The organism is Novosphingobium sp. HNCC26BN242, from assembly GCF_057180525.1.
The window spans coordinates 352,225-374,254 of record NZ_JBXUGM010000002.1; the positions used below are offsets into that span (position 1 = coordinate 352,225).

Below are 22,030 nucleotides of genomic sequence, written 5' to 3' on the forward strand. Positions count from 1 at the left end.
CACCTAGCAGCACCTGGCGACACACAGATGCCACGAACCGGCACCAATCGGTGTGCTAGGGGTTGAGAACAGCAGGTTAAGCCGGACGCGCCAGTGAACCGGACTTGTGGCTTTGCCGCGGCTGGATTAGCATCTGCAATAATGATACAAAGCCGTATCGTATAATTACAAGAGAGAGTAATATTTCTCTCTTACTGGAGAGTCGGAAAATCGCCATGGCGTCAACATCCGCAACCCTGTCCGACTCCGCCGATGTTCTGGCCTTTGCGCTGGCCGAGCGCTTCGCCGCTGCGCTCCTGCCCGATGAAGCTCGCGATTTTGACACTGCGCGCCTTGCCGAGGCTGCCCGCTTCACCGCCACAGCCGCCTCCGTGCGCAACGGCAGCGCGCCTGCCATCGCCATCGAAAGTGTCAGCGGATCGGGCAGTACTGGGCGCCATCTGCGCCTTGCCGTCATCAATGACGACATGCCCTTCCTCGTCGATTCAATAACTTCGGCCATCACTGCGCAAGGGCTGACCATTGACCGGTTGGTCCATCCGGTAACCGCCGTGCGCCGTGATGCGCAAGGGCGGCTTACCGACCTTCCAGCGGGCGATGCCAGCGGAGAGCGGCGCGAATCCATCGTCTATCTTGAAACCGAACGCGCCGATGCGCGCCAGCGGCGTGCCTTGCTGACCGCGCTGGAAGAAACGCTGGCCGATGTGCGCGCCGCAGTGGCGGACTGGCCGACGATGCAGGCCGCGATGCGCGCCGATGCCGATAGTCTGGCCGATCCCGAAGGCGCAGCGCTGCTGCGCTGGCTGGCGGACGGCATGCTCACGCAACTGGGCTGCGTCACCCGCCTGCGCGATGGCACCGAGGAAAAGCCGCTGGGCATCTGCCGCGCAAGCGATCTTGGCCTGCTGGCCGACGCTTCCTATGACCGTGCCTTTGCGTGGTTTGAAAGCGGCAAGGGCCGTGCGCCGCTGATCGTCAAGGCCAACCGCATTGCCAACGTGCACCGCCGCGTGCCGCTGGACCTGTTCATCGTGCCGCGCATCGAAGGCGGCGCGGTGGTGGCATTGTCCGTCCATGCAGGCGTATGGACCAGCGCCGCGCTGGCCGCCGCGCCCGACCGCATTCCGCGCCTGCGCACGCAGCTTTCCGAGCTGATGGTCAAGTTCGGCTTTGCCCCCAATGGCCACGCCGGAAAGGCGCTGGTCCATGCGATGACCGCGCTGCCGCACGATCTGCTGATCTCCTTTGCCGAAGCCGATCTGGAGCGGGTGGTCACCGCAACGATGAGCCTGGTTGACCGGCCCCGCGCGCGCCTTGCGCTAGTAGAAGCGCCATTGGCGCGGCACATGTTCGCCTTCGTGTGGCTGCCGCGCGATGTGCTGTCCACGCAGATGCGCCTTGCCATTCAGGCGATGCTGGAAAGCGCCGCCGGCGCGCAGGTGATCGATTGGGCCCTGCAGGTAGAGGCCAGTACGCTGGCCATGCTGCGCTTTGTGCTCGACGTGCGCGAGCAGAATGCCCGGGCAGACGAGGACGCGCTGGACCTGCAATTGCAATCGATGGTGCGCGGCTGGGCAGGCGCGGTGGAGGCCGAACTGGCCAAGGCCGAAGACCCATCACGCGCTGCAGCGATTGCCGCGCGCTTTGCCGATGCTTTCCCGATTGCGTACCGCAATGCCGCTGGCCCGGCAGAGGCCGCCAGCGACATCCGCGTATTGCGCACGCTGGCCGGTAGCACGGCCCCGCGCCGCGCCGCGCGTCTGCACCGCAATGCCGGAGAACTGGCGCTGCGACTGAAGCTTTATCAACGCGAAGGCGCAATCGTTCTGTCCGATGCGGTGCCGGTGCTGGAAAACTTCGGCTTCCGCGTGCTGGAAGAAATGCCCACCCCGCTGGATGGCGGGCGGCTGGGCTATATCCACGATTTTCTTGTTTCGCATCCGGCAGATGCGTCGGTGGATGATCTGCTGGCGCGCGCCGAAGCCATCGAAGGATCGCTGGCCGCCGTGCTGAACGGCGCGGCCGAAGATGATGCCTTCAACCGCCTGATCGTGGCCACTGGCCTTTCCGCGACCGAGGCCAACTGGCTGCGTGCGTTCTACCGCTATCTGCGGCAAGCGGGCATGACCTTCAGCATAGCCACCGTGGTCGAGGCGCTGAAAGCCGCGCCTGCGGTGACGCGCGGGCTGATCGATGCCTTTGTCGCGCGGCATGATCCGGCATTCGCTGGAGACCGTGACGCCGCTTTTGCCCAAGCCGAAGAGCGCATAAAGACGGGCCTTTCCGGCGTGGCCGCGATCAACGATGACCGGCTGCTGCGCCAATTCCGTGCGCTGATGGGGGCAATCCTGCGCACCAATGCCTTTGCCCTTGCGGCGGCAGAGGCGCTGGCGTTCAAGATCGATTCGTCCCTGGTGCCCGGCCTGCCCAAGCCGCTGCCGTGGCGCGAGATTTTTGTCTATTCCCCGCGCGTGGAAGGCATTCATCTGCGCGCCGGGCCAGTGGCGCGCGGGGGCCTGCGCTGGTCTGACCGGCGTGACGATTTCCGCACCGAAGTGCTGGGCCTGATGAAAGCGCAGCGGGTGAAGAACGCGGTGATCGTGCCGACCGGGGCCAAAGGCGGGTTCTATCCCAAACAGCTGCCCGATCCGGCCAAGGACCGCGAAGGCTGGCTGGCCGAAGGCAAGGCCAGCTATCAGGTGTTCATCCGCACGCTGCTTTCGCTTACCGACAATATCGTTGAAGGCGCGGTGGTTCACCCAGACGCCGTGGTGGTGCGCGATGGCGAGGACCCGTACTTCGTGGTGGCCGCCGACAAGGGCACCGCGACCTTCTCTGACGTGGCCAATGCCATTGCGGAGTCAAAGGACTTCTGGCTCGACGATGCTTTCGCCAGTGGTGGATCGAAGGGCTATGACCACAAGGCGATGGGCATCACCGCCAAGGGTGCGTGGCTTTCGGTGCAGCGGCATTTCCTGGAACTGGGCGTGGACGTGCAGAGCGAGCTGGTGCGCGTGGCGGGCTGCGGCGATATGTCGGGCGACGTGTTCGGCAACGGCATGCTGCTGTCCAAGACGCTGAAAGTGGTGGCGGCGTTCGATCACCGGCACATTTTCCTCGATCCCGATCCCGATCCGGCGGCAAGCTGGGACGAGCGCGCGCGCATGTTTGCACTGCCTCGATCAAGCTGGGACGATTACGACAAGAGCCTGATTTCGGCAGGCGGTGGAGTGTTTCCACGCGCGATGAAGGCGATTCCGCTATCGTCCGAAGTTCAGGCGATGCTTGATCTGGATGTGGCTGAGATCGACCCAGATTCGCTGATCACCGCCATCCTGCGCGCGCCGGTTGACCTGATGTGGTTTGGCGGCATTGGCACTTATGTGAAGGCCAGCGCCCAGAACAACGTGGACGTGGGCGATCCTTCGAACGATGCGGTGCGCGTTTCAGCCAATGAAGTGCGCGCCAAGGTCATCGGCGAAGGCGCCAACCTTGGCACCACACAGGCAGCGCGCATCGAGTTTTCACTGGAAGGTGGCAATGGAACCGGGGGACGCATCAACACCGACTTTATCGACAATTCAGCGGGCGTCGATTGTTCGGACAACGAGGTGAATATCAAGATCGCGCTGGCCGCGGCCAAGCGTTCGGGCAAGCTGACGGAGGATGCGCGCGTCGAACTGCTGGCTTCGATGACCGATGATGTGGCGCATCTGGTGCTGGAGGACAACCGGCTGCAAGCGCTCGCCCTGTCCATCGCCGAGCGCGGCGGTGCAGCGGCCATGCCATCGTGGTCGCGCCTGATCGATGTGCTGGAGGAATCGGGCGATCTGGACCGGAAGACTGAAGGGCTGGCAGGCGCGGAAGACTTGGCGCGGCGTGCAGCCGCCGGACAGGGGCTGACCCGGCCGGAACTTGCTGTGCTGCTTTCCAGCAGCAAGCTGGCGCTGCAACGCGCGCTGGAAGACAGCCAGCTGGTGAACGATCCAGTGCTGGAAGCAGAACTTGTGGCCGCATTTCCCCCCCAGATGCGCGAAGCTTTTGCAGCCGAGATCACGGCCCACCAGTTGCGCCGCGAGATCATCGCAACCAAGCTGGCCAACCGCGTGATCAACCGGCTTGGGCCGGTCATGCCGTTTGAACTGTGCGAGGAAGAGGGCGCGTCGCTGGCGCAAGTGGTGGCCGCGTTTGTGGCAGCAGAACGCCTGTTTGATCTGCGCGCCACGTGGGATATGCTCGATACTGCGACCATGCCCGAAGCGCTGCGGCTGGCGCTGTTTGAACGCACCGCGCTGGGCGCTCGCGGGCAGATTGCCGATGTGCTGCGTGCAGGCCATGGCTCGGTCCAACCGGGCGATCTGATCAAGAACCTGTCCGGTGGGGTTGAACTGCTGTCACACACCGTGGCGCAATTGCTGCGCGGCGAAGCGCAGGCTCAGGCGCAGGCCATGGCCAATGAACTGGCAACAGCCGGAGCGCCTGCGGCTATCGCGGCGCGGCTGGTGCATCTTTATGATATGGACGGCGCGGTGGGGCTGGCCCATCTGGCAGGCGATCTGAACGTGGATGCCGCCGTGCTGACCGGGGCCTTTGCCGATCTTGGCGCAGCGCTGGGGCTGGACTGGGCGCAACAAGCGGCGCGGCGGATGAACCCGTCCGATCCGTGGGAGCGGCTGCTGGTGGCAGGCCTTTCGCGCGATTTCGAACAGATGCGGCTGGATTTCCTGACGCGGTCCCGCGGCGGAGTGCCCGATGGGTTCGTGGCCGATTGGCTGGAGGCAAATGCCGCAAACGTGAAGCAGTTCCGCAGCCTTGTCGCCCGCGCGCAGTCTGCCCCCGTGGTCGCCCCGGCCATGCTGGCGCAAGTGGCCAGTCAGGCGCGGACGCTGTTGGGGCGTTAATGCCACAAGACAGCTAACGCGCGTTTGGCCGCAGCGGACTTTTTCGCGCAAGCCGGTTGACGCTTCGCCCCTTTTGGCCAAACGGAATTTCAAAGCCGGAAGGAATCGAAGATGGAACAGGCAGACGTAATCATCGTGGGAGCGGGCCACGGCGGCGCACAAGCCGCGATTGCGCTGCGCCAGAACGGTTTCGAAGGCCGTGTGCTGGTGATCGGACGCGAGCCGGAGATTCCCTATGAACGCCCGCCGCTGTCCAAGGAATATCTGGCGCGCGAAAAAACGTTTGAGCGCATCTGCATCCGCCCTGAGCAATTCTGGGTGGACAAGAATATCGAGATGACGCTGTCGAGCGAGGTTGTCTCGCTCGATCCGGCGGCACACACCGTGAAGCTCGGTGATGGCTCGGAAATCGGCTATGGCAAGCTGATCTGGGCCACCGGCGGCGATCCGCGCAGGCTTTCGTGCATGGGTGCAGACCTTGCCGGTGTGCACGCGGTGCGCACCCGTGAAGATGCCGATCGGTTGATGCGGGAACTTGATGCAGGAGCAAAGCGTGCTGTCGTCGTCGGCGGAGGCTACATCGGGCTGGAAGCGGCCGCGGTGCTGACCAAGTTCGATGTGCAAGTCACGTTGCTCGAAGCCCTGCCCCGCGTGCTGGCCCGCGTAGCGGGCGAGGCGCTGTCCGAATTCTATCAGGCCGAACACCGCGCGCACGGCGTGGATTTGCGCACTGGTGCTGCGATGGACTGCATCGAGGGCGATGGCACCAAAGTGACCGGGGTGAAGATGCAGGACGGATCGGTGCTACCCGCCGATATCGTGATTGTGGGCATCGGCATAATCCCGTGCATCGCGCCGCTGCTCTCGGCCGGCGCCGCAGGGGCGAACGGCGTGGATGTGGACGAATTCTGCCGCACATCGCTGCCCGATGTCTATGCCATCGGCGATTGCGCAGCCCACGCCAACGATTTTGCCGATGGCGCAGTGATCCGGCTGGAATCGGTGCAGAACGCCAACGACATGGCGACCACGGCGGCCAAGGACATCTGCGGCGTGCCGGTGCCCTACAAGGCAACGCCTTGGTTCTGGTCAAACCAATATGACCTGCGTCTGCAAACCGTGGGCCTTTCAACCGGCCATGACAACGCCGTGCTACGCGGCGATCCGGCCACGCGCTCGTTCTCGGTGGTCTACCTCAAGGGCGGCAAAGTGATTGCGCTCGATTGCGTGAACATGGTCAAGGACTACGTTCAGGGCAAGAAGCTGGTCGAAGCCCGCGCGCACATTGCGCCTGAGCTGCTGGCCGATGCAGGCGTGCCGCTGAAGGAAATGGTCGCCTGACCTGATTCATTCGCCGCGCTGAAAGATCGCCTCTATCGGCAATTCGAACAGATCGGCGATGCGGAAGGCGAGTGGCAGCGACGGGTCATACTTGCCGGTTTCAATAGCGTTGACCGACTGACGGCTGACATCAAGCCTTTCGGCAAGATCGGCCTGGCTCCAATTGCGTTCGGCGCGCAGCACTTTGAGGCGGTTCTTCATTCCGAGCGCGCCCCGCGCCGTTCGAGCAGCGCGTTGATCGCTCCGCCAATGCCAAGGCCGACGAACCAGAAGAACGTGGCACCAAAGCCGCCGTCTTCAGGCGAGATAAGATCGAAGTTCTGCAGCCATTCGCGCACGCTGGTGATCACCAGCGTAAAGCCGGTGGCAAACAGCGTTTGGCGCACCATCAACATCCGCAGATATTCATCGGTCTGCTCCACCAGCAGGCGCATCACCGCCCAGACCACGCCGATGATTGCAAGCGCCGGGAGCAGTGCCAGAACATAGGCCAGCGCGCCCTGCCCATAGCCATGCTTGAACATCAGCTTCGAGAAAATGAGCAGCACCATATAGGCGGACATCAGGACAGCCAGCCTGATCGTGTAGCGGCGCACGGCCGGATTGTTGTTCTTCCAAACCATTGGTCAAGCCTCCTTGATCTGATGACAAGGTTACTTGACTAGATTCGGAAGAGTGTCAAGCATCATTGTCATAGTGGCGATGACGCTTGACCCTTTAGCAATGGATGTCAGCCAAGTCCCGGTGCAGCAGGACAGGCACGCCTCCGCCCCACCGCGTTGAAATCCTGACGCCCGCCCTTTCGGTCCGGCGGTTCCTGTGGCAAGGCACCGGCGAAATCGCGTTAGAGAGTCCCCGATGTCCGAACTGCTGAAGATCACCCTGCCCGATGGTTCCGTGCGCGAAGTTGCGCCCGGCACCACTCCGGCCGACATTGCCGCTGCGATTGGCCCCGGCCTTGCCAAGGCGGCGCTGGCGGCGAAGGTCGATGGCGAACTGGTGGACCTGTCGCGGCCCTTCACCGTTGATGCGCAACTGGCGCTGGTGACCGCAAAGGACGAGGCCGAAGCGCTCGATCTGGCGCGGCACGACTTTGCGCATATTCTGGCCGAGGCGGTGCAGGCATTGTTTCCGGGCACGCAAATCACCTTCGGGCCGAGCACCGATGACGGGTTCTATTACGATTTTGCGCCTGCCGAGCGTCCTTTCACCGAGGAAGACCTGCCCGCGATTGAAGCGCAGATGCGCAAGATTATCGGTGCAAACAAGCCGCTGCGCCGCGAGGAGTGGAGCCGCGAGCAGCTGATCAGCCGCTGGAAGCAGCAGGGCGAGAGCTTCAAGGCCGAATGGGCGGCGGAACTGCCGGGGGATGAGCCGCTGACAGTCTACTGGTCAGGGGCCCCAGATGACAAAGACGCTTGGCTCGACATGTGCCGGGGGCCGCACTTGCCCTCAACCGGCAAGCTCGATCCCAATGGGTTCAAGCTGACGCGCGTTTCGGGTGCCTATTGGCGCGGCGATCAGAACAACGCGATGCTCAGCCGCATTTACGGCACCGGCTGGCTCAACAAGAAGCAACTGGACGCGCATATGACGCGGCTGGAAGAGGCGGCCAAGCGTGACCATCGCAAGCTGGGCAACGAGATGGACCTGTTCCATCTGCAGGCCGAGGCCCATGGTTCGGTCTTCTGGCATCCCAAGGGCTATGTCATCTGGCGCGAGCTGGAAGCCTATATGCGCCGCGCTATCGATGCGGCAGGCTACCGCGAGGTGAAGACCCCGCAGGTGATGGACGCGCGCCAGTGGGAGCAGTCCGGCCATTGGGGCAAATACCGCGAAAACATGTTCGTGATCCCCGATGAAGTGCCCAACGTGGATGATGAAGGCCCGGTGATCAGCGGCGAGGCCGACTGGATGGCCCTGAAGCCGATGAACTGCCCGGCGCACGTGCTGATCTTCCGGCAGGGGCTGAAATCCTACCGCGATCTGCCGCTGCGTCTGTATGAAAACGGCTGCTGCCACCGCAATGAACCGCATGGTGCGCTGCACGGACTGATGCGCGTGCGCCAGTTCACGCAGGACGATGCGCACATCTTCTGCCGCGAAGACCAGATTGTCGATGAAGTGCAGGCCTTCTGCGAACTGGCCGACCGCATCTACAAGGACTTCGGCTTTACCTATTCGATCAAGCTGGCCCTGCGCCCCGAAAAGCGCTTTGGCACCGAAGCGATGTGGGACATGGCCGAAAGCGAGTTGCGCGCCGCCGTGGTGCGCGCGGGCCTTGCCACGCCCGAATATGGCTGGGAGGAACTGCCCGGTGAAGGCGCGTTCTATGCGCCCAAGCTGGAATGGCACCTGACCGATGCGATTGGCCGCACCTGGCAGGTCGGCACGATCCAGTCTGACCGCGTCCTGCCCGAACGGTTGGATGCGAACTACGTGGGCGAGGATGGCGACAAGCACCGCCCGGTCATGCTGCACCGCGCGATCTTTGGCAGCTATGAACGCTTCATCGGCATCCTGATCGAGCATTTTGCCGGGCGTCTGCCGACCTGGCTGGCCCCGGTGCAGGCGGTGGTGGCGACCATCGTTTCGGACGCGGACGACTATGCGCGTGAGGCTTTGGCCAAGCTGAAAGCCGCAGGCATCCGCGCCGAGAGCGACCTGCGCAACGAGAAGATCAACTACAAGGTGCGCGAGCATTCGGTGGCAAAAGTCCCCTACCTGCTGGTGGTGGGCAAGCGCGAGGCCGAAGAAGGCACCGTGGCGATCCGCATCCTGGGCGAACAGCACCAGAAGGTGATGCCGCTGGATGAGGCGATTGTCTTGCTGAAGGGTGAGGCGCTGGCTCCTGATTTGCGGTGAGCTTGGTGGGCATGCTTCGACAAGCTCAGCATGAGCGGGTTTTTGGGAGCATGACTTTCCAGAACCGCTCGTCCTGAGCCTGTCGAAGGACGCCTGATGCTGCTCGGCCTGCCACTCCTCTCCCTCGGCCTTTGCGCGTTGGCCGCGTTTGTCGCGGCGTTCGTGCGCGGGTTGGCTGGGTTTGGCATGGCGATCCTGCTGGTGCCGCTGATCGGGCTGGTGATCTCTCCGGGGGAGGCAGTGGTCGTCTCCAACATGCTCGGGCTGCTGATCGGGCTGGTCGGCGCGCGCAAGGTGTGGAACGCGGGCGAAAAGAGCGCGGGCGTGATCGGCGGGACGGCGATGGTGCTGACGCCGGTGGGACTGCTGGTGCTTTTTGCCACGCCGCCGGGACTGGCGCGGGTGCTGATTGCGGGAGTGGCGATTGTGGCATTCGCGCTGGTCCTGCTGCCTGCAAAGCCGGGTCACGCGCCGGGCGCGCTGGAAACCGGGCTGACCGGGGCGGCGGCGGGGCTGCTCACGGGCTTTGCCGGGATGCCCGGGCCGCCGGTGGTGCCATACTACTTGCGCCGCCCGATCCCGCGTGAGGTGGCGCGCGCTTCGATGTTAACGGTGTTCCTGCTGACCTCAATTGCCAGCACGGTGGCGGCTTTGGCACTGGGGCTGGCTTCGTGGCGCGATGCGTTGTTCGCGCTCCTGCTGTTCGGACCGGTGCTGGCGGGTAATCATCTGGGCAGTATGGCGTTCGGGAAAGTGAGCGATCCGGCTTGGCGCGGGTTCGTCGGATTCCTGCTGGCGATGTCGGCATTGATGGCTGTGGTACGCCTGATAACGCCAAATTAAGCGGTGTTCCTTATGTCCGGTCCCGACAGGACGTTTGAGGGACCGACACGCATGACCTTGCATTTCCGCGCTCTGGCCGCACAGGCCGCCGAAGACAGCGCGATCTCCGCGCAGGAAATTCTGGCGCTGCGCCGCGCCGCATGGCCGGATGGCAAGATCGATCCCGAAGAGGCCGAGGCCATCTTTATCCTCAATGACCAGATCAAGGAGCCGACGCGCGAATGGTCGGACTTCTTTCTGGAAGCGCTGGTCGAGTTTACCGTCAACGGCACCGAACCACGCGGGTATGTGTCAGAAGAAAATGCCCGCTGGCTGATCGAACGCGTTTCGCACGATGGCAAGGTGGACAGCCTGACCGAACTGGAATTGCTGGTGCGCGTGCTGGAAAAGGCCTTGTCCGCGCCCGATGCCTTGCGCGTGTTCGTGTTGCAGCAGATCGAGCGCGAAGTGTTGACCGGTGAAGGACCGGTTCGCTGTGGCGGCATGCTCGATCCCGGAAGCATCACGGCCGCCGAATGCACCTTGATCCGTCGCACCATCTTTGCCTCGGGCGGGGACCGTCCGGCAGGCGTCAGTCAGCGCGAAGCCGAAATGCTGTTCCGCCTGAAGGACGCAACACTGGATGCAGACAATGCGCCTGCGTGGGAGCGCCTGTTTGTGCAGGGTGTGGCAAATTATCTGCAGGGCTGGAATGGTGCCGCAGGCGTGACGCGTGAGCGCGCAGGCGAACTGGAAGCCTTCATGAACGACCGCAGCAGCAGCATGGGCCGCTTTTTTGGACGCATGGCCCGAACCGACGCGACCGGATTTGCCGATGCCCTGCGTGAAGTGGGTTTTGGCCGCAAGCAGCCGGGACGCGATGTTGCCGGTGAAGCAGCGCGCGACCATGCTGTAAATGATGCCGAAAAGCTGTGGCTGGAAGCGCGGATCGATGCCGATGGGCAGATTGATCCGCTGGAAAAGGCCCTGCTGCGATTTCTGGTTGAGGACGCCTGACCGCGAGCGCCGACCACCAACCTGCTTTGCCGATTCAGGCGGTAGCCGACGCGTCTTTTCTGGCGAGCCGATACTTCGCGCCATCGCTGATAAATTCGGCATGACCCAGCGTGCCAAGATAGCGCTTGAGATTTGACGTCAGCCGCCAATCGGCAAGCTCGCCGATAACGGGCACTTTGGTAACCGCGCTATAGGCGCGCATCCGCCCGAACACGTGCGCGCCAACGGCGGCTGCGCGCGCGCGGTCCACTGGGGTGATGCGCACGCCAAACTGACGGGCTTGGGCTTCCTTGCCCTCACAGAAATTCTGCAAGAAATAGAGCTTGGCAAAGCTCCTTTCGAACCGTTCGCGCAGCGCGCCTGCGGGCGTGGAAGTATCGGTGAGTTCGGCCTCCAGCGTTGCCTTCAGCAGCGCGCCGCACGTGGCCGGATCGAACCCGCGCCGCAGTGTGAGCATGCGCGCGTTCCAGAAATCGACGATGTCCTGCGGACTATCCCCCAGCAGATCCTGCGGCAGACCCAGCAGGAAGCAGCGATAGCGCGACAGTTCCACTTGCGCACGCTCATCGGCGTTAAAAGTCTTGCGGCCTTCCTTCAGCGCGCCTGCCGAAAGGAAAAAGTCGCCAATCAGCCCGGCGGGCATCTGGTCCACTTGCGGGATCGGGATGCCGAAAACGCGCTGATCCCAGCGCCCTTGCGATAGCACGTTGAAGCGCACCATCGAATGCATCAGCCGCACCATCGCCGCCGCCTTGAACCCTGGGCCATGGCGCTTGAGCGCGCCGGGCAGCGTGCTGGTGCCAAAGAAGTTGGCGGTTTCCTTGATCCGCCGCGCCGCCGTCTTGTGCGTCAGCGTGCCGGTCAGCGCCATGGGCAGGGCGGCGTACTTGTTCATGAACGTGGCGATGAAGCCGCCCCGGATGGCCCAAGGCGCGAAATTGGCCATGGCATTGCGTTGCAACCGTGCGCCGCGTTCGATCAGCGCCATATCGACCCAGGGCGGCGTATCTTCCATCGCGCGGATAAAGCGCACCAGTTCGGGCGGAGCATCGGACATGGCGTCCACGCCCTTGTCGCAGGCGGTGACCAGCATCTCGACCAGCGGGCGAAAGCCAAATTGCGGCATCAGCGCGGCATAGGGATCCGCCACGGTATCGCCGAGCATGGTGTAGAGCGCCATGCGGCCCATCAGATCTGGATTGGCCAGCAGGCGCGAGGCATCTGCGGCAAAGCGACCGCGCAATTCGGAAAGGTGAACTTCACCCGCCAGCAGGCGTTCAGGCTGGGCGGCAAAATCGATGCTGCCATACATCGCGGGGTTATCGGCCCGCTGGCTTTCGACTTTCCGGCGCAGGTCTTCAAGGCTCTGCATCGCGCTACTCCGCTGGCGGCTTGCGCTATTGATCAAGCCTGCACTTGAGAGCGAATACAAGCGCCCGTTAGGACCGGTTCAGACGGTGAAGCTCTCACCACAGCCGCAGGAGCCCTTGGCATTGGGGTTCTGGAACACGAAACCGGCAGTGAAATCATCCTCCTGCCAGTCCATCGTGCTGCCGATCAGATAGAGCACCGAGGCACTGTCGATGAAGAACAGGCCGCCGGGAGTTTCGATCTTTTCGTCAAACGGATCAGCCGCCATTACATAGTCTACCGAGTACGCCAAGCCCGAACAGCCCCGGCGCGGGGTGGACAGCTTCACGCCGATCGCATCGGCAGGCGCTGTGTCCATCAGATGCTTGACGCGCGCCTCGGCGCTGACCGTGAGGATCACGGCGGCAGGGCGGGGGCGGCGGACTTTGGTCTCGGTGGTCATTTCAAAATCTCCCCCCTCCCGCTTGCGGGAGGGGTCGGGGGAGGGCTTGTTTTCATATAGGGATGGTCTGGGTCTCTGCCCACCCCCAACCCCTCCCGCAAGCGAGAGGGGGGAAACTCATAACATGCCCAGTTCAAGCTTGGCTTCATCGGTCATCTTGCCAGGGTCCCAGGCCGGATCCCACACCAGATTAACTTCGGCATCGCGCACGCCGGGCACCGACGAGACGCGCAGTTCCACTTCACCCGGCATCGTTTCGGCCACCGGGCAATGCGGCGTGGTCAGCGTCATCGATACGGTGACATCGGCATCGGGCGATACTTCGACGCCATAGATCAGGCCAAGATCATAGATATTGACCGGGATTTCCGGGTCAAAGATTTCCTTCAGCGCAGCAATCACGCCTTCATAGATGTCGCCGCCGGGCTCTGCCGGGGAAACAGCTTCGGGCGTGGCCGCAAGGAATCCTTCGAGATAATCGCGCTTGCGTTCCGCGCTGTCCGCTGCGGTCTCTTCAACCACATCCTCGACAAAGGCGCGCTTGGGTGGAGCCACGGCCTCTACTTCTTCTACCACGAATTTGGTTTCGTTCTCGCTCATCCGAAGATCCTCTTGGTCCTCTCGATGCCGCGCACAAGCGCGGCAATATCGCTGTCATCGCTGTAGATGCCAAAGCTGGCGCGCGCCGTGGCGGGCACGCCAAGGTGCGCCATCAGTGGCTGTGCGCAGTGGTGCCCGGCGCGGATGGCCACGCCTTCCTCGTCCAGAATCGTGCCCAGATCGTGCGGGTGGACGCCTTCCATCGCAAAGCTCAGGATGCCAGCACTGTCTTCCGGTCCGAACAGGCGGATGGAATTGAACGCCTGCAGCGCCTCGCGCGCCTTGGCCACCAGCGCAGTCTCGTGCGCGTGGATGGCAGGCAGCCCTTGCGCATTCACGAAATCGACCGCTGCACCAAAGCCGATGGCCTCGACGATGGCGGGCGTCCCTGCTTCAAACCGCTGCGGCGCGGGGCCATAAGTGGTGCCGTCGAACGACACCCTGTCGATCATCGCTCCGCCGCCCTGCCATGGCGGCATGGCATCAAGGATTTCGGCCTTGGCCCACAATGCGCCGATGCCTGTGGGGCCATAGAGCTTGTGCGCGGAGAAAACGTAGAAGTCTGCATCCAGAGCCTTCACGTCCACGGTCAGGCGGGCGACGGACTGGCATCCATCAAGCAGGATCTTTGCGCCGACATTGTGAGCGAGCGCGACGGCGCGGGGGGCATTGAGCACCGAGCCGAGCACGTTAGAAACGTGCGCGAGCGACACCAGCTTGTGCGCCGGGGTCAACATGCGTTCGGCAGCGTTAAGATCGATCTGGCCGTCAGCGGTGATCGGGCACACGTCGATGTCCACGCCTGTGCGTTCGCGCAGCATCTGCCACGGCACGATATTGGCGTGGTGTTCCAACGTGGAAAGCAGGATGCGGTCACCCGCTTTCAGGTTCTGGACGCCCCATGTTTGCGCAACAAGGTTGATCGCCTCGGTCGCACCGCGGGTGAACACGAGTTCGTTTTCTTCGCCACCGATCAGCGTGGCCACCTTGCGACGCGCAGCTTCGAAGGCCAGCGTCATGTCGGCCGAGCGTGCATAGACGCCGCGGTGGACGGTAGCGTAATCGCGGCCCATCGCATGGGCCATCGCATCGATCACAGCTTGCGGCTTTTGCGCGGTGGCGGCGGTGTCAAGGTAGTGCCAGCGGGTGCCGTCAGCGTTGATCAGGCCGGGCCAGGTTACAGCTCCCTGCGCCCCCGCGCCTGATGAATCTTTGGGGGCAGGGGCCTCAGTCGGTTTACGCTGACGTTCTGTATCACCACCGAGGCCCCCGCCTTCGCGGGGGAGCAGGTTGGTATTGGTGGCGGGCCGGTTCACAGCATTGCCTCCAGCGCCTTGAGCGCGGTTTCGGTCAACGCTTCCTCGTCAGCTGCACCAACAAAAGCCTCGGCGATGAACGCTTGCAGCATCAACTTCTTGGCCTCGGCAGGCGGCAGGCCGCGCTGGGCGAGGTAGAACAGGCTTTGCGGATCGAGTTCGCCCACGGCGCAACCATGTGCGCACTTCACATCGTCGGCATAGATTTCGAGTTCTGGCCGCGCGTTGGCGGTGGCGGTGCGATCGAGCAGCATCGCGCGGATCGATTGCGAACCATCGGTGCCAATGGCCCTGCGCGCCACAGCCACTTTGCCGAGGTAGGTGCCGGTGGCATGGCCGCCGAGGACCGAGCGCACGACTTGCGTGGACACGGCATCAGGTTGCGTATGCCTGACTTCGGTGACGACTTCGACCGTCTGGTCGCCGCCTGCGATCTGCGCTGCGCCGAGGTGGAACTTGGCCGCCTTGCCCAGCGTGACCGTGATGGCGACGCGCCCATAGCCGGACCCGGCGTTGAGCAGGCGCAAGTCAAACTCCGCGCCGTCTTCCAGCGTGATGGCAATATCGCGCGCGGCGTCATTCGCGCCATCGAGGATGACGGCAAGCGCCCCATGCTCGCCTGCTGCAACACGAATTTCCTGCACGGGCACCGGCCACAGCGGTTCCAGCGCGGCAAGGTCGGCGTAGCGGTACGCCTCGTCCTTGCGCGTTGGCAGGGTAAGCGCCTGACTCATGCCGCCACAGCCTCGTAACCATGCTCTTCCAGCTGCAGCGCCAGCTCCGCGCCGCCAGTCTTGACGATGCGGCCACCGGCAAGGACATGCACGAAGTCGGGCTTCACGTAATCGAGCAGGCGCTGGTAGTGCGTGATCAGCAGCACGGCCTTGTTTGGCTTGCGCATGATTGCGTTGATGCCTTCGCCGCAGATGCGCAGCGCGTCGATATCAAGGCCGGAATCGGTCTCATCGAGGATTGCCAGCTTCGGATCAAGAATGCCCATCTGCACCATCTCGGCGCGCTTCTTTTCGCCGCCGGAAAAGCCGACGTTCACCGGGCGCTTGAGCATGTCCATGTCCATGCGCAGCAGAGCGGCCTTTTCCTTGGCCAGCTTCAGGAACTCGCCGCCCGAAAGCGGGGCCTCCCCGCGCGCCTTGCGCTGTGCATTGGCAGATTCGCGCAGGAACTGGACGAACGACACGCCGGGGATTTCCACCGGATACTGAAAGCCGAGGAACAGGCCAGCCGCAGCGCGCTCGTGCGGTTCGAGTTCGAACAGGTCCACGCCGTCCAGCGTGGCGCTGCCGCCGGTCACTTCATAGCCGGGCCGCCCGCCGAGCGTGTAGCCCAGCGTGGATTTGCCCGCGCCGTTCGGCCCCATGATCGCGTGGATTTCCCCCGCGTTGATGGTGAGTGACAGGCCCTTGAGAATCTGCTTGTCGGCGATGGTGGCGGAGAGGTTCTGGATGTTGAGCATGGGTCTGTCTCTCAGTCGCGCGCACGGGTGTAAGGGGTGCGCTGCGGTCTTGCGCCTGAGCGCGAGTAGCTGGGGCGTTGCGGGCGGGCGGCGCGCAACTCGTCGTAGCGGGCCTTCATCGTCGAAAGCAGCGCGCGGGCTGCACCTTCGGGATCGGCCAGCACTTCGGCGGCGTCATAGCGGATGACCTTGAGGCCGACGGCGGCAAGGCTGGCATCACGGCGCTGTTCGATCTCGGGGTTTTCATCACGGTTCAGATACACCACCAGCTTCAACGGCTGGCTCGCGAAATCGACGATGGCCGAGCCGATCACAGCGAAGTGCTTGAACTTGAATTCGCCCAGATCTTCCTTGGCCAGTTCATCGGCCAGCGCGGTGTGCGCAGCATCAGGATCGCGCCGCATTTCGCGCGCGGTGTCGTGGATCGAATCGAGGCGTGAGCCGGAAATGGCCCAGCCGCGACCCTTCTTCTGGATCTTCGGCGCGTCGGCACGCTCGCTGGCGGGGCGCAGGGTGAGGGTCTTTTTCATTCTGCGTGCGCCTTGCAATTCATATCGTCGTCACCCCGGACTTGATCCGGGGTCCCGCTTTTTGCGTCATCCGCCGCGAAGGGAAGCGGGACCCCGGCTCGGGGGCCGGGGTGACGGGGGAGGGTAGCGAAGGGCATCACCCCACGCTCCCCTCGAGCGAAATCCCGAGCAATTTCTGTGCCTCAACCGCAAATTCCATCGGCAACTGCTTCAGCACGTCACGCGCGAAGCCGTTGACGATCAGGGCCACCGCGCTTTCCTGATCGAGGCCGCGCTGCATGGCGTAGTACAACTGATCGTCGCTGATCTTGCTGGTGGTGGCCTCGTGCTCGATCGTGGCGCTGGGGTTGCGCACTTCGATGTAGGGCACGGTATGCGCGCCGCAGTCTGCGCCCAACAGCAGCGAATCGCACTGCGTGAAGTTGCGCACGCCTTCGGCCTGCGGGGCCACGCGGACGAGGCCGCGATAGGTGTTGTTTGATTTGCCCGCAGAGATACCCTTGGACACGATGGTTGAGCGGGTCCGCTTGCCGTTGTGGATCATCTTGGTGCCGGTATCGGCCTGCTGATAATTGTTGGTGACCGCGACCGAATAGAATTCGCCCACCGAATCATCGCCGTTGAGCACGCACGAGGGATACTTCCACGTGATGGCAGAGCCGGTTTCCACTTGCGTCCATGACACCTTGCTGCGTGCGCCTTGGCATAGCGCGCGCTTGGTGACGAAGTTGTAGATGCCGCCAAGGCCATCGGCGTTGCCGGGATACCAGTTCTGGACAGTGGAATACTTAATCTCGGCATCGTCCATGGCGACGAGTTCCACCACGGCGGCATGAAGCTGGTTTTCATCGCGCATCGGCGCGGTGCAGCCTTCGAGGTAGGACACGTAACTGCCCTTTTCGGCCACGATCAGCGTGCGTTCGAACTGCCCAGTGTTTTCCGCGTTGATGCGGAAATAGGTGCTCAGCTCCATCGGGCAGCGCACGCCTTCGGGGATGTAGACAAACGTCCCGTCCGAAAAGACCGCGCAGTTGAGCGTGGCGAAGTAGTTGTCGTGCATCGGCACGATCTTGCCCAGCCACTTCTTCACAAGGTCAGGGTATTCGCGGATTGCTTCGGAGATCGAGCGGAAGATCACGCCAGCCTGTTCCAGCTCCTTGCGGAAGGTGGTGGCGACCGAGACGCTATCAAACACCGCATCCACCGCCACCCTGCGCGCGCCTTCAACCCCGGCCAGCACTTCCTGCTCTGCCAACGGAATGCCCAGCTTTTCGTAGATGCGCAGGATTTCGGGATCGACCTCGTCCAGGCTGCCGAGCTTGGGCTTTGCCTTAGGCGCGGCCCAGTAATAGGCGTCCTGATAATCGATCGGCGGCACGTTCAGCTTGGCCCAATCGGGCGTGGGCATGGTCAGCCAGTGGCGATAGGCCTTGAGCCGCCATTCGAGCATCCATTCCGGCTCGTCCTTCTTGGCCGAGATATAGCGGACGGTATCTTCGGACAGGCCTTTGGGACCGTATTCCTGCTCGATGTCGGAAGACCAGCCGTGTTCGTAATCGGCGACCTTGGCGGCAGCATCGTGTGCGGCCTGATCTTTGAGTTCTACGTTATCAGTCATGCCATAACCTCCGCCCCCAAGGCCGCAGCCGCTATGGAAAGCGGGGCGGCAGGACGGGACAATTGGGTGAGCGGGATACCGGCCAGCGCACCGCGCAAGGCGGCGTCTACCGCGGGCCAGTGCGGACGGACGGTGCAAGCCCCTTCGAGCGTGCAATCATGGCGCCCATGATCGCTGCATGGGGCAAGTGCAATAGGACCTTCGACCGCTTCGACAATATCGGCCAAGGTTATGGCAGCAGCCGGGCGGGCCAGCTTCAAACCGCCACGCGCGCCGCGCACGGACTTGAGCAGGCCGGCGGCAGACAGCTTGCTGACCAGTTTTTGCACAGTGGGCGCAGGCAAGCCGGTTTCATCGGCCAGTTGCTGGGCCGAAACGCGCTGCCCGCCACAATGGCGCGCAGCAGCGCTCATCGTGACGACGGCATAATCGGCCATGCTGGAAAGGCGCATTGGCGGTGTTCCGGGTGGACGATCTGCAAATCAGACCGAATCGCTCCGGTTATCTAGGCGCGCATCGCCATTGGCGCAAGAGCGACAAAAAAAGGGCGGCCGCGCTCCATAAAGGATCATCGGCCGCCTTGAAGTCGAGAACCCAGCACATTGCTGCACCGAGTCCTTCGGGTCGCGACGCCTTCCTAGGCAGAAGCCGCAATCGTGAATTGTATGGATTCGACAAATTCGGTGACAATCGGGCAACATATGTGGCGCAATCAATTACAAATACCGTCATTTCCGACAGAAACGAACTTGGCCCCGGACGATAATCGTCGCAAGGATAGAGAACGGAGTGGGACGTTTGCATCTGAACGCGGCCCTGACTGGCTCCGAATCGCCTCTAACCGATCGCAGAACCGGAACCACTTGCTTGTGACGCCCTATTCGCTCTTGCGCCCCCTGATTTTTCGCATGCCTGCAGAACCCGCCCATCGCCTGACGATAAAAGCGCTCGCCCTTAATCAATCGGTGAATCAATCAGGTAGTGCCAGCGCGCCAACACCCAGTCTTTCGCAACGCGTGGCGGGAATCGCCTTTCCCAACCCGGTCGGTATGGCCCCGGGTTTTGACAAGAATGCCGAAGTTCCCGACGCGATGCTGGGAATGGGTTTCGGCTACGTGGAAGTGGGCACGGTCACCCCGCTCCCGCAGGAGGGCAATCCCAAGCCGCGGCTGTTCAGACTGGTGGAGGACCGCGCGGTGATCAACCGCATGGGCTTCAACAACGACGGCGCAAAGGCTGTGGCCAACCGTTTGATCCGGCGGCGGGAAACGGGCAAGTTCGGCCTGCCCGGAATAGTCGGCGTAAACATCGGCGCAAACAAGGATTCGTCTGATCGCATTGCCGATTATGCGCAGATGACGCGGATGATGGCGCCGCTGGCGTCGTACCTCACGGTCAACATATCCTCGCCCAACACACCGGGCCTGCGCGCACTGCAGGATGAAGGCGCACTTTCGGCCTTGCTGGATGCCGTGATCGAGGCGCGCGGCAACATCAATGTGCCGATCTTCCTGAAGCTGGCACCCGATCTGGAACCTTCAGACATCGACGGAATCTGCCGCATCGCGCTCGAAAAGCAGCTGGCAGCGCTGATCGTTTCCAACACCACGGTCACCCGCCCTACTCTCGCTTCGCGCCATGCCGCTGAAGCAGGAGGCCTTTCGGGGGAACCTTTGCGGGCGCTGGCGCTGCAGCGGCTGCGCGATTTCCGCAAGGCCAGCGGCGGGGCGATTCCGCTGATCGGGGTGGGCGGCATCGCCACAGTCGAAGATGCATGGGCGCGCATCCGTGCAGGCGCCAGCCTGATCCAGATTTACAGCGCGATGGTGTTCGAAGGCCCCGGCCTTGCCAAACGCATTGTCTCAGGCCTTGAAAGAAAGGTGCGGGAAGCAGGCATGACCTCCATTGCAGAGGCTGTCGGCAAGGAATAGCGTTTCTGCCATGAACTCTTCTTCCATGCTTCGCGCGCTGTCCCGGTTTCGCTGTTTGGCGCTCTCTGGTGCCCTGTTGGCTTCGGCTTGTGTGCCGCCACCCAATGCAACAGTATTCGCGCCCAATCCCACGCCGGTCGCCTCGGCGGCCGATGGCGTGCCGATGGATGGCCCCGGCCTTGTTTCTGCCGCCGATACGCGCGCGGCGCAGGCCGGGGTGCAGATGCTGCGGCTGGGCGGCAGCGCCACCGATGCGGCCATTGCCACAATGCTGGCGCTGACCGTGGTGGAGCCGCAAAGCTCCGGCATCGGCGGCGGCGGATTTCTGGTGCTGGGCGATGCTTCGGGCCGGGTCGAGACGATTGACGGGCGCGAAACGGCGCCCAAGGCCGCAACGCCGGACTGGTTCTATGTCGATGGCAAACCGCTGGTCTGGCCAAACACGGTGATCGGCGGACGCAGTGTCGGTGTTCCCGGCAACTTGCGGCTGGCCGCCATGGCGCACAACGAACGCGGCAAGCTTGCCTGGCGCACGCTGTTCCAGCCCGCGATCCGGCTGGCGCGCGACGGGTTCGAGATTACGCCACGGATGCGCACCATTCTGGGCGCAGCCAGGCGAACCGGCGCATTCGATCCGGCGGCCCGCGCTCTGTTCTATGACGCTGCGGGCGAACCACTGCCAGTGGGCACCTTGGTGCGCAACCCGGCGCTGGCCGACACGCTCGAATCCATCGCATCGCGCGGAGTGGATAGCTTCTACACCGGCGACAATGCGATGCTGCTGGCCAGCAAGGTCGGCACCGCGCCACAAAACCCCTCGCCGCTGACCACGGCTGATCTTGCCGCCTACAAGGCGGTCAAACGTCCGGCGGTGTGCGGGCAATATCGGCAGTATCGCGTGTGCGGGATGGGTCCGCCCAGCTCCGGCGCGACCACGGTCTACGCGATCCTGAAGCAGCTTGAACGGTTTGACATGAGGGCGCTCGGCCCCACCAACCCGGTGGCGTGGCACCTGATCGCCGAATCGCAGCGACTTGCCTATGCCGACCGCGAACAGCATCTGGCCGACAGCGATTTTGTGCCCGTGCCGGTGGCAGGGCTTGTCGATCCGGCCTATCTTGCCGCACGATCCGCGCTGATTTCCGACAAGACGACGATGCCCACGGCCCTGCCCGGCACACCCGCCGGGGCCAAACTGGCCTTTGCGCGGCCCGCCTATCAGGAGGAGCACGGGACCACGCACTTCGTGACCGTGGACCGCTGGGGCAATGCCGCCACTTATACCTCGACCATCGAAGGGCCGTTTGGATCGGGGCTGATGGTGGGCGGATACTACCTGAACAACGAGCTGACCGATTTCAACATCGTGCCCGACAAGGACGGCAAGCCGACCGCCAACCGCATCGAAGGTGGCAAGCGCCCGCGCAGTTCGATGTCACCCACGCTGATCTATGGCCCAGACGGCAGCCTGCGCCTTGCCGTGGGCGCAGCCGGCGGCACGACCATTCCGGCGCAAGTGGCCAAGGCGATCATCGGTGTGCTCGACTGGGATCTGTCGGCGCGCGATGCGATTGCGCTGCCGGTGATCTTTGCGCCGGGCAATGCTGTGTCGGTGGAAAAGGGCACCAGCCTCGAAGCCATGATCCCGGCTTTGCAGGCGCTGGGCCATGCGCAAGTCACGGCTCGTCCGCCGGGATTCAAGGCAAACGCGATTGAACGGGTGCGCGTGGGCGGCAAGTGGGTCTGGCGCGGTGCGGCCGATCCCCGCAGCGAAGGGGCCGCCGTCGCACCCTGATCGGTGG

Annotated in this window: 18 protein-coding genes; 7 read left to right on the forward strand and 11 right to left on the reverse strand. The window is 63.3% G+C overall.

Annotation, left to right across the window (positions count from 1 at the left end; translation table 11 throughout):
* Positions 1–215: 215 nt before the first annotated feature.
* Complete coding sequence (locus AC2A1F_RS09300) at positions 216–4,901, forward strand: NAD-glutamate dehydrogenase domain-containing protein (protein WP_484208481.1); 4,686 nt, start codon at positions 216–218, stop codon at positions 4,899–4,901.
* A gap of 111 nt (positions 4,902–5,012) precedes the next feature.
* Positions 5,013–6,242, forward strand: coding sequence for an NAD(P)/FAD-dependent oxidoreductase (locus tag AC2A1F_RS09305; RefSeq protein WP_484208482.1), 1,230 nt, complete (start codon positions 5,013–5,015; stop codon positions 6,240–6,242).
* Between the two features lie 6 nt (positions 6,243–6,248).
* Here AC2A1F_RS09305 and AC2A1F_RS09310 read toward each other — a convergent pair whose 3' ends face one another.
* The gene (locus AC2A1F_RS09310) at positions 6,249–6,443 is read right to left on the reverse strand and encodes a helix-turn-helix transcriptional regulator (RefSeq protein ID WP_484208483.1); all 195 of its coding nucleotides are present in this window, start codon (positions 6,441–6,443) and stop codon (positions 6,249–6,251) included.
* A complete protein-coding gene (locus AC2A1F_RS09315) occupies positions 6,440–6,865 on the reverse strand; it encodes a hypothetical protein (RefSeq protein WP_484208484.1) in 426 nt (141 codons plus the stop codon). Before AC2A1F_RS09315 ends, AC2A1F_RS09310 begins: the two co-directional genes overlap by 4 nt.
* A gap of 235 nt (positions 6,866–7,100) precedes the next feature.
* Between AC2A1F_RS09315 and thrS the strand changes: the two genes are divergently transcribed.
* The 3 genes from thrS to AC2A1F_RS09330 all read left to right on the forward strand — a co-directional run bounded on the left by thrS (position 7,101) and on the right by AC2A1F_RS09330 (position 10,946).
* The gene (gene thrS, locus AC2A1F_RS09320) at positions 7,101–9,107 is read left to right on the forward strand and encodes a threonine--tRNA ligase (protein WP_484208485.1); all 2,007 of its coding nucleotides are present in this window, start codon (positions 7,101–7,103) and stop codon (positions 9,105–9,107) included.
* Positions 9,108–9,203: 96 nt separating this feature from the next.
* A complete protein-coding gene (locus tag AC2A1F_RS09325) occupies positions 9,204–9,950 on the forward strand; it encodes a TSUP family transporter (RefSeq protein ID WP_484208486.1) in 747 nt (248 codons plus the stop codon).
* A 51-nt stretch (positions 9,951–10,001) separates the two neighbouring features.
* A complete protein-coding gene (locus AC2A1F_RS09330) occupies positions 10,002–10,946 on the forward strand; it encodes a hypothetical protein (protein ID WP_484208487.1) in 945 nt (314 codons plus the stop codon).
* A 34-nt stretch (positions 10,947–10,980) separates the two neighbouring features.
* On the opposite strand, the gene AC2A1F_RS09335 is transcribed toward AC2A1F_RS09330, so the two are convergent.
* The 9 genes from AC2A1F_RS09335 to AC2A1F_RS09375 form a co-directional block, all read right to left on the reverse strand.
* The gene (locus AC2A1F_RS09335; protein ID WP_484208488.1) at positions 10,981–12,318 is read right to left on the reverse strand and encodes an oxygenase MpaB family protein; all 1,338 of its coding nucleotides are present in this window, start codon (positions 12,316–12,318) and stop codon (positions 10,981–10,983) included.
* 78 nt (positions 12,319–12,396) lie between these two features.
* On the reverse strand, positions 12,397–12,759 hold the full coding sequence (locus AC2A1F_RS09340; RefSeq protein WP_484208489.1) for a HesB/IscA family protein: 363 nt from the start codon (positions 12,757–12,759) through the stop codon (positions 12,397–12,399).
* 117 nt (positions 12,760–12,876) lie between these two features.
* A complete protein-coding gene (locus AC2A1F_RS09345) occupies positions 12,877–13,359 on the reverse strand; it encodes an SUF system Fe-S cluster assembly protein (protein WP_484208490.1) in 483 nt (160 codons plus the stop codon).
* On the reverse strand, positions 13,356–14,525 hold the full coding sequence (locus AC2A1F_RS09350; RefSeq protein ID WP_484209016.1) for a cysteine desulfurase: 1,170 nt from the start codon (positions 14,523–14,525) through the stop codon (positions 13,356–13,358). The genes AC2A1F_RS09345 and AC2A1F_RS09350 overlap by 4 nt, the downstream gene beginning before the upstream one ends.
* A 146-nt stretch (positions 14,526–14,671) precedes the next feature.
* Positions 14,672–15,409 (reverse strand): SufD family Fe-S cluster assembly protein, encoded by a 738-nt coding sequence (locus AC2A1F_RS09355; protein WP_484208491.1) that lies wholly within the window; start codon positions 15,407–15,409, stop codon positions 14,672–14,674.
* The gene (sufC, locus tag AC2A1F_RS09360) at positions 15,406–16,149 is read right to left on the reverse strand and encodes a Fe-S cluster assembly ATPase SufC (RefSeq protein WP_484208492.1); all 744 of its coding nucleotides are present in this window, start codon (positions 16,147–16,149) and stop codon (positions 15,406–15,408) included. Before sufC ends, AC2A1F_RS09355 begins: the two co-directional genes overlap by 4 nt.
* An 11-nt stretch (positions 16,150–16,160) precedes the next feature.
* Positions 16,161–16,679 carry a DUF559 domain-containing protein gene (locus tag AC2A1F_RS09365; protein WP_484208493.1) on the reverse strand — a complete coding sequence of 173 codons (519 nt, stop codon included), beginning with the start codon at positions 16,677–16,679 and terminating at the stop codon, positions 16,161–16,163.
* Between the two features lie 136 nt (positions 16,680–16,815).
* A complete protein-coding gene (sufB, locus tag AC2A1F_RS09370; RefSeq protein ID WP_484208494.1) occupies positions 16,816–18,297 on the reverse strand; it encodes a Fe-S cluster assembly protein SufB in 1,482 nt (493 codons plus the stop codon).
* Positions 18,294–18,749: an SUF system Fe-S cluster assembly regulator gene (locus tag AC2A1F_RS09375; RefSeq protein ID WP_292629519.1), complete on the reverse strand. Its 456-nt coding sequence runs from the start codon at positions 18,747–18,749 to the stop codon at positions 18,294–18,296. The genes sufB and AC2A1F_RS09375 overlap by 4 nt, the downstream gene beginning before the upstream one ends.
* Positions 18,750–19,166: 417 nt before the next feature.
* Here AC2A1F_RS09375 and AC2A1F_RS09380 point away from each other — a divergent pair, with 417 nt between their 5' ends.
* Positions 19,167–20,228 (forward strand): quinone-dependent dihydroorotate dehydrogenase, encoded by a 1,062-nt coding sequence (locus AC2A1F_RS09380; protein ID WP_484208495.1) that lies wholly within the window; start codon positions 19,167–19,169, stop codon positions 20,226–20,228.
* 10 nt (positions 20,229–20,238) lie between these two features.
* The gene (ggt, locus tag AC2A1F_RS09385; protein WP_484208496.1) at positions 20,239–22,023 is read left to right on the forward strand and encodes a gamma-glutamyltransferase; all 1,785 of its coding nucleotides are present in this window, start codon (positions 20,239–20,241) and stop codon (positions 22,021–22,023) included.
* The last annotated feature ends 7 nt before the right edge of the window (positions 22,024–22,030 follow it).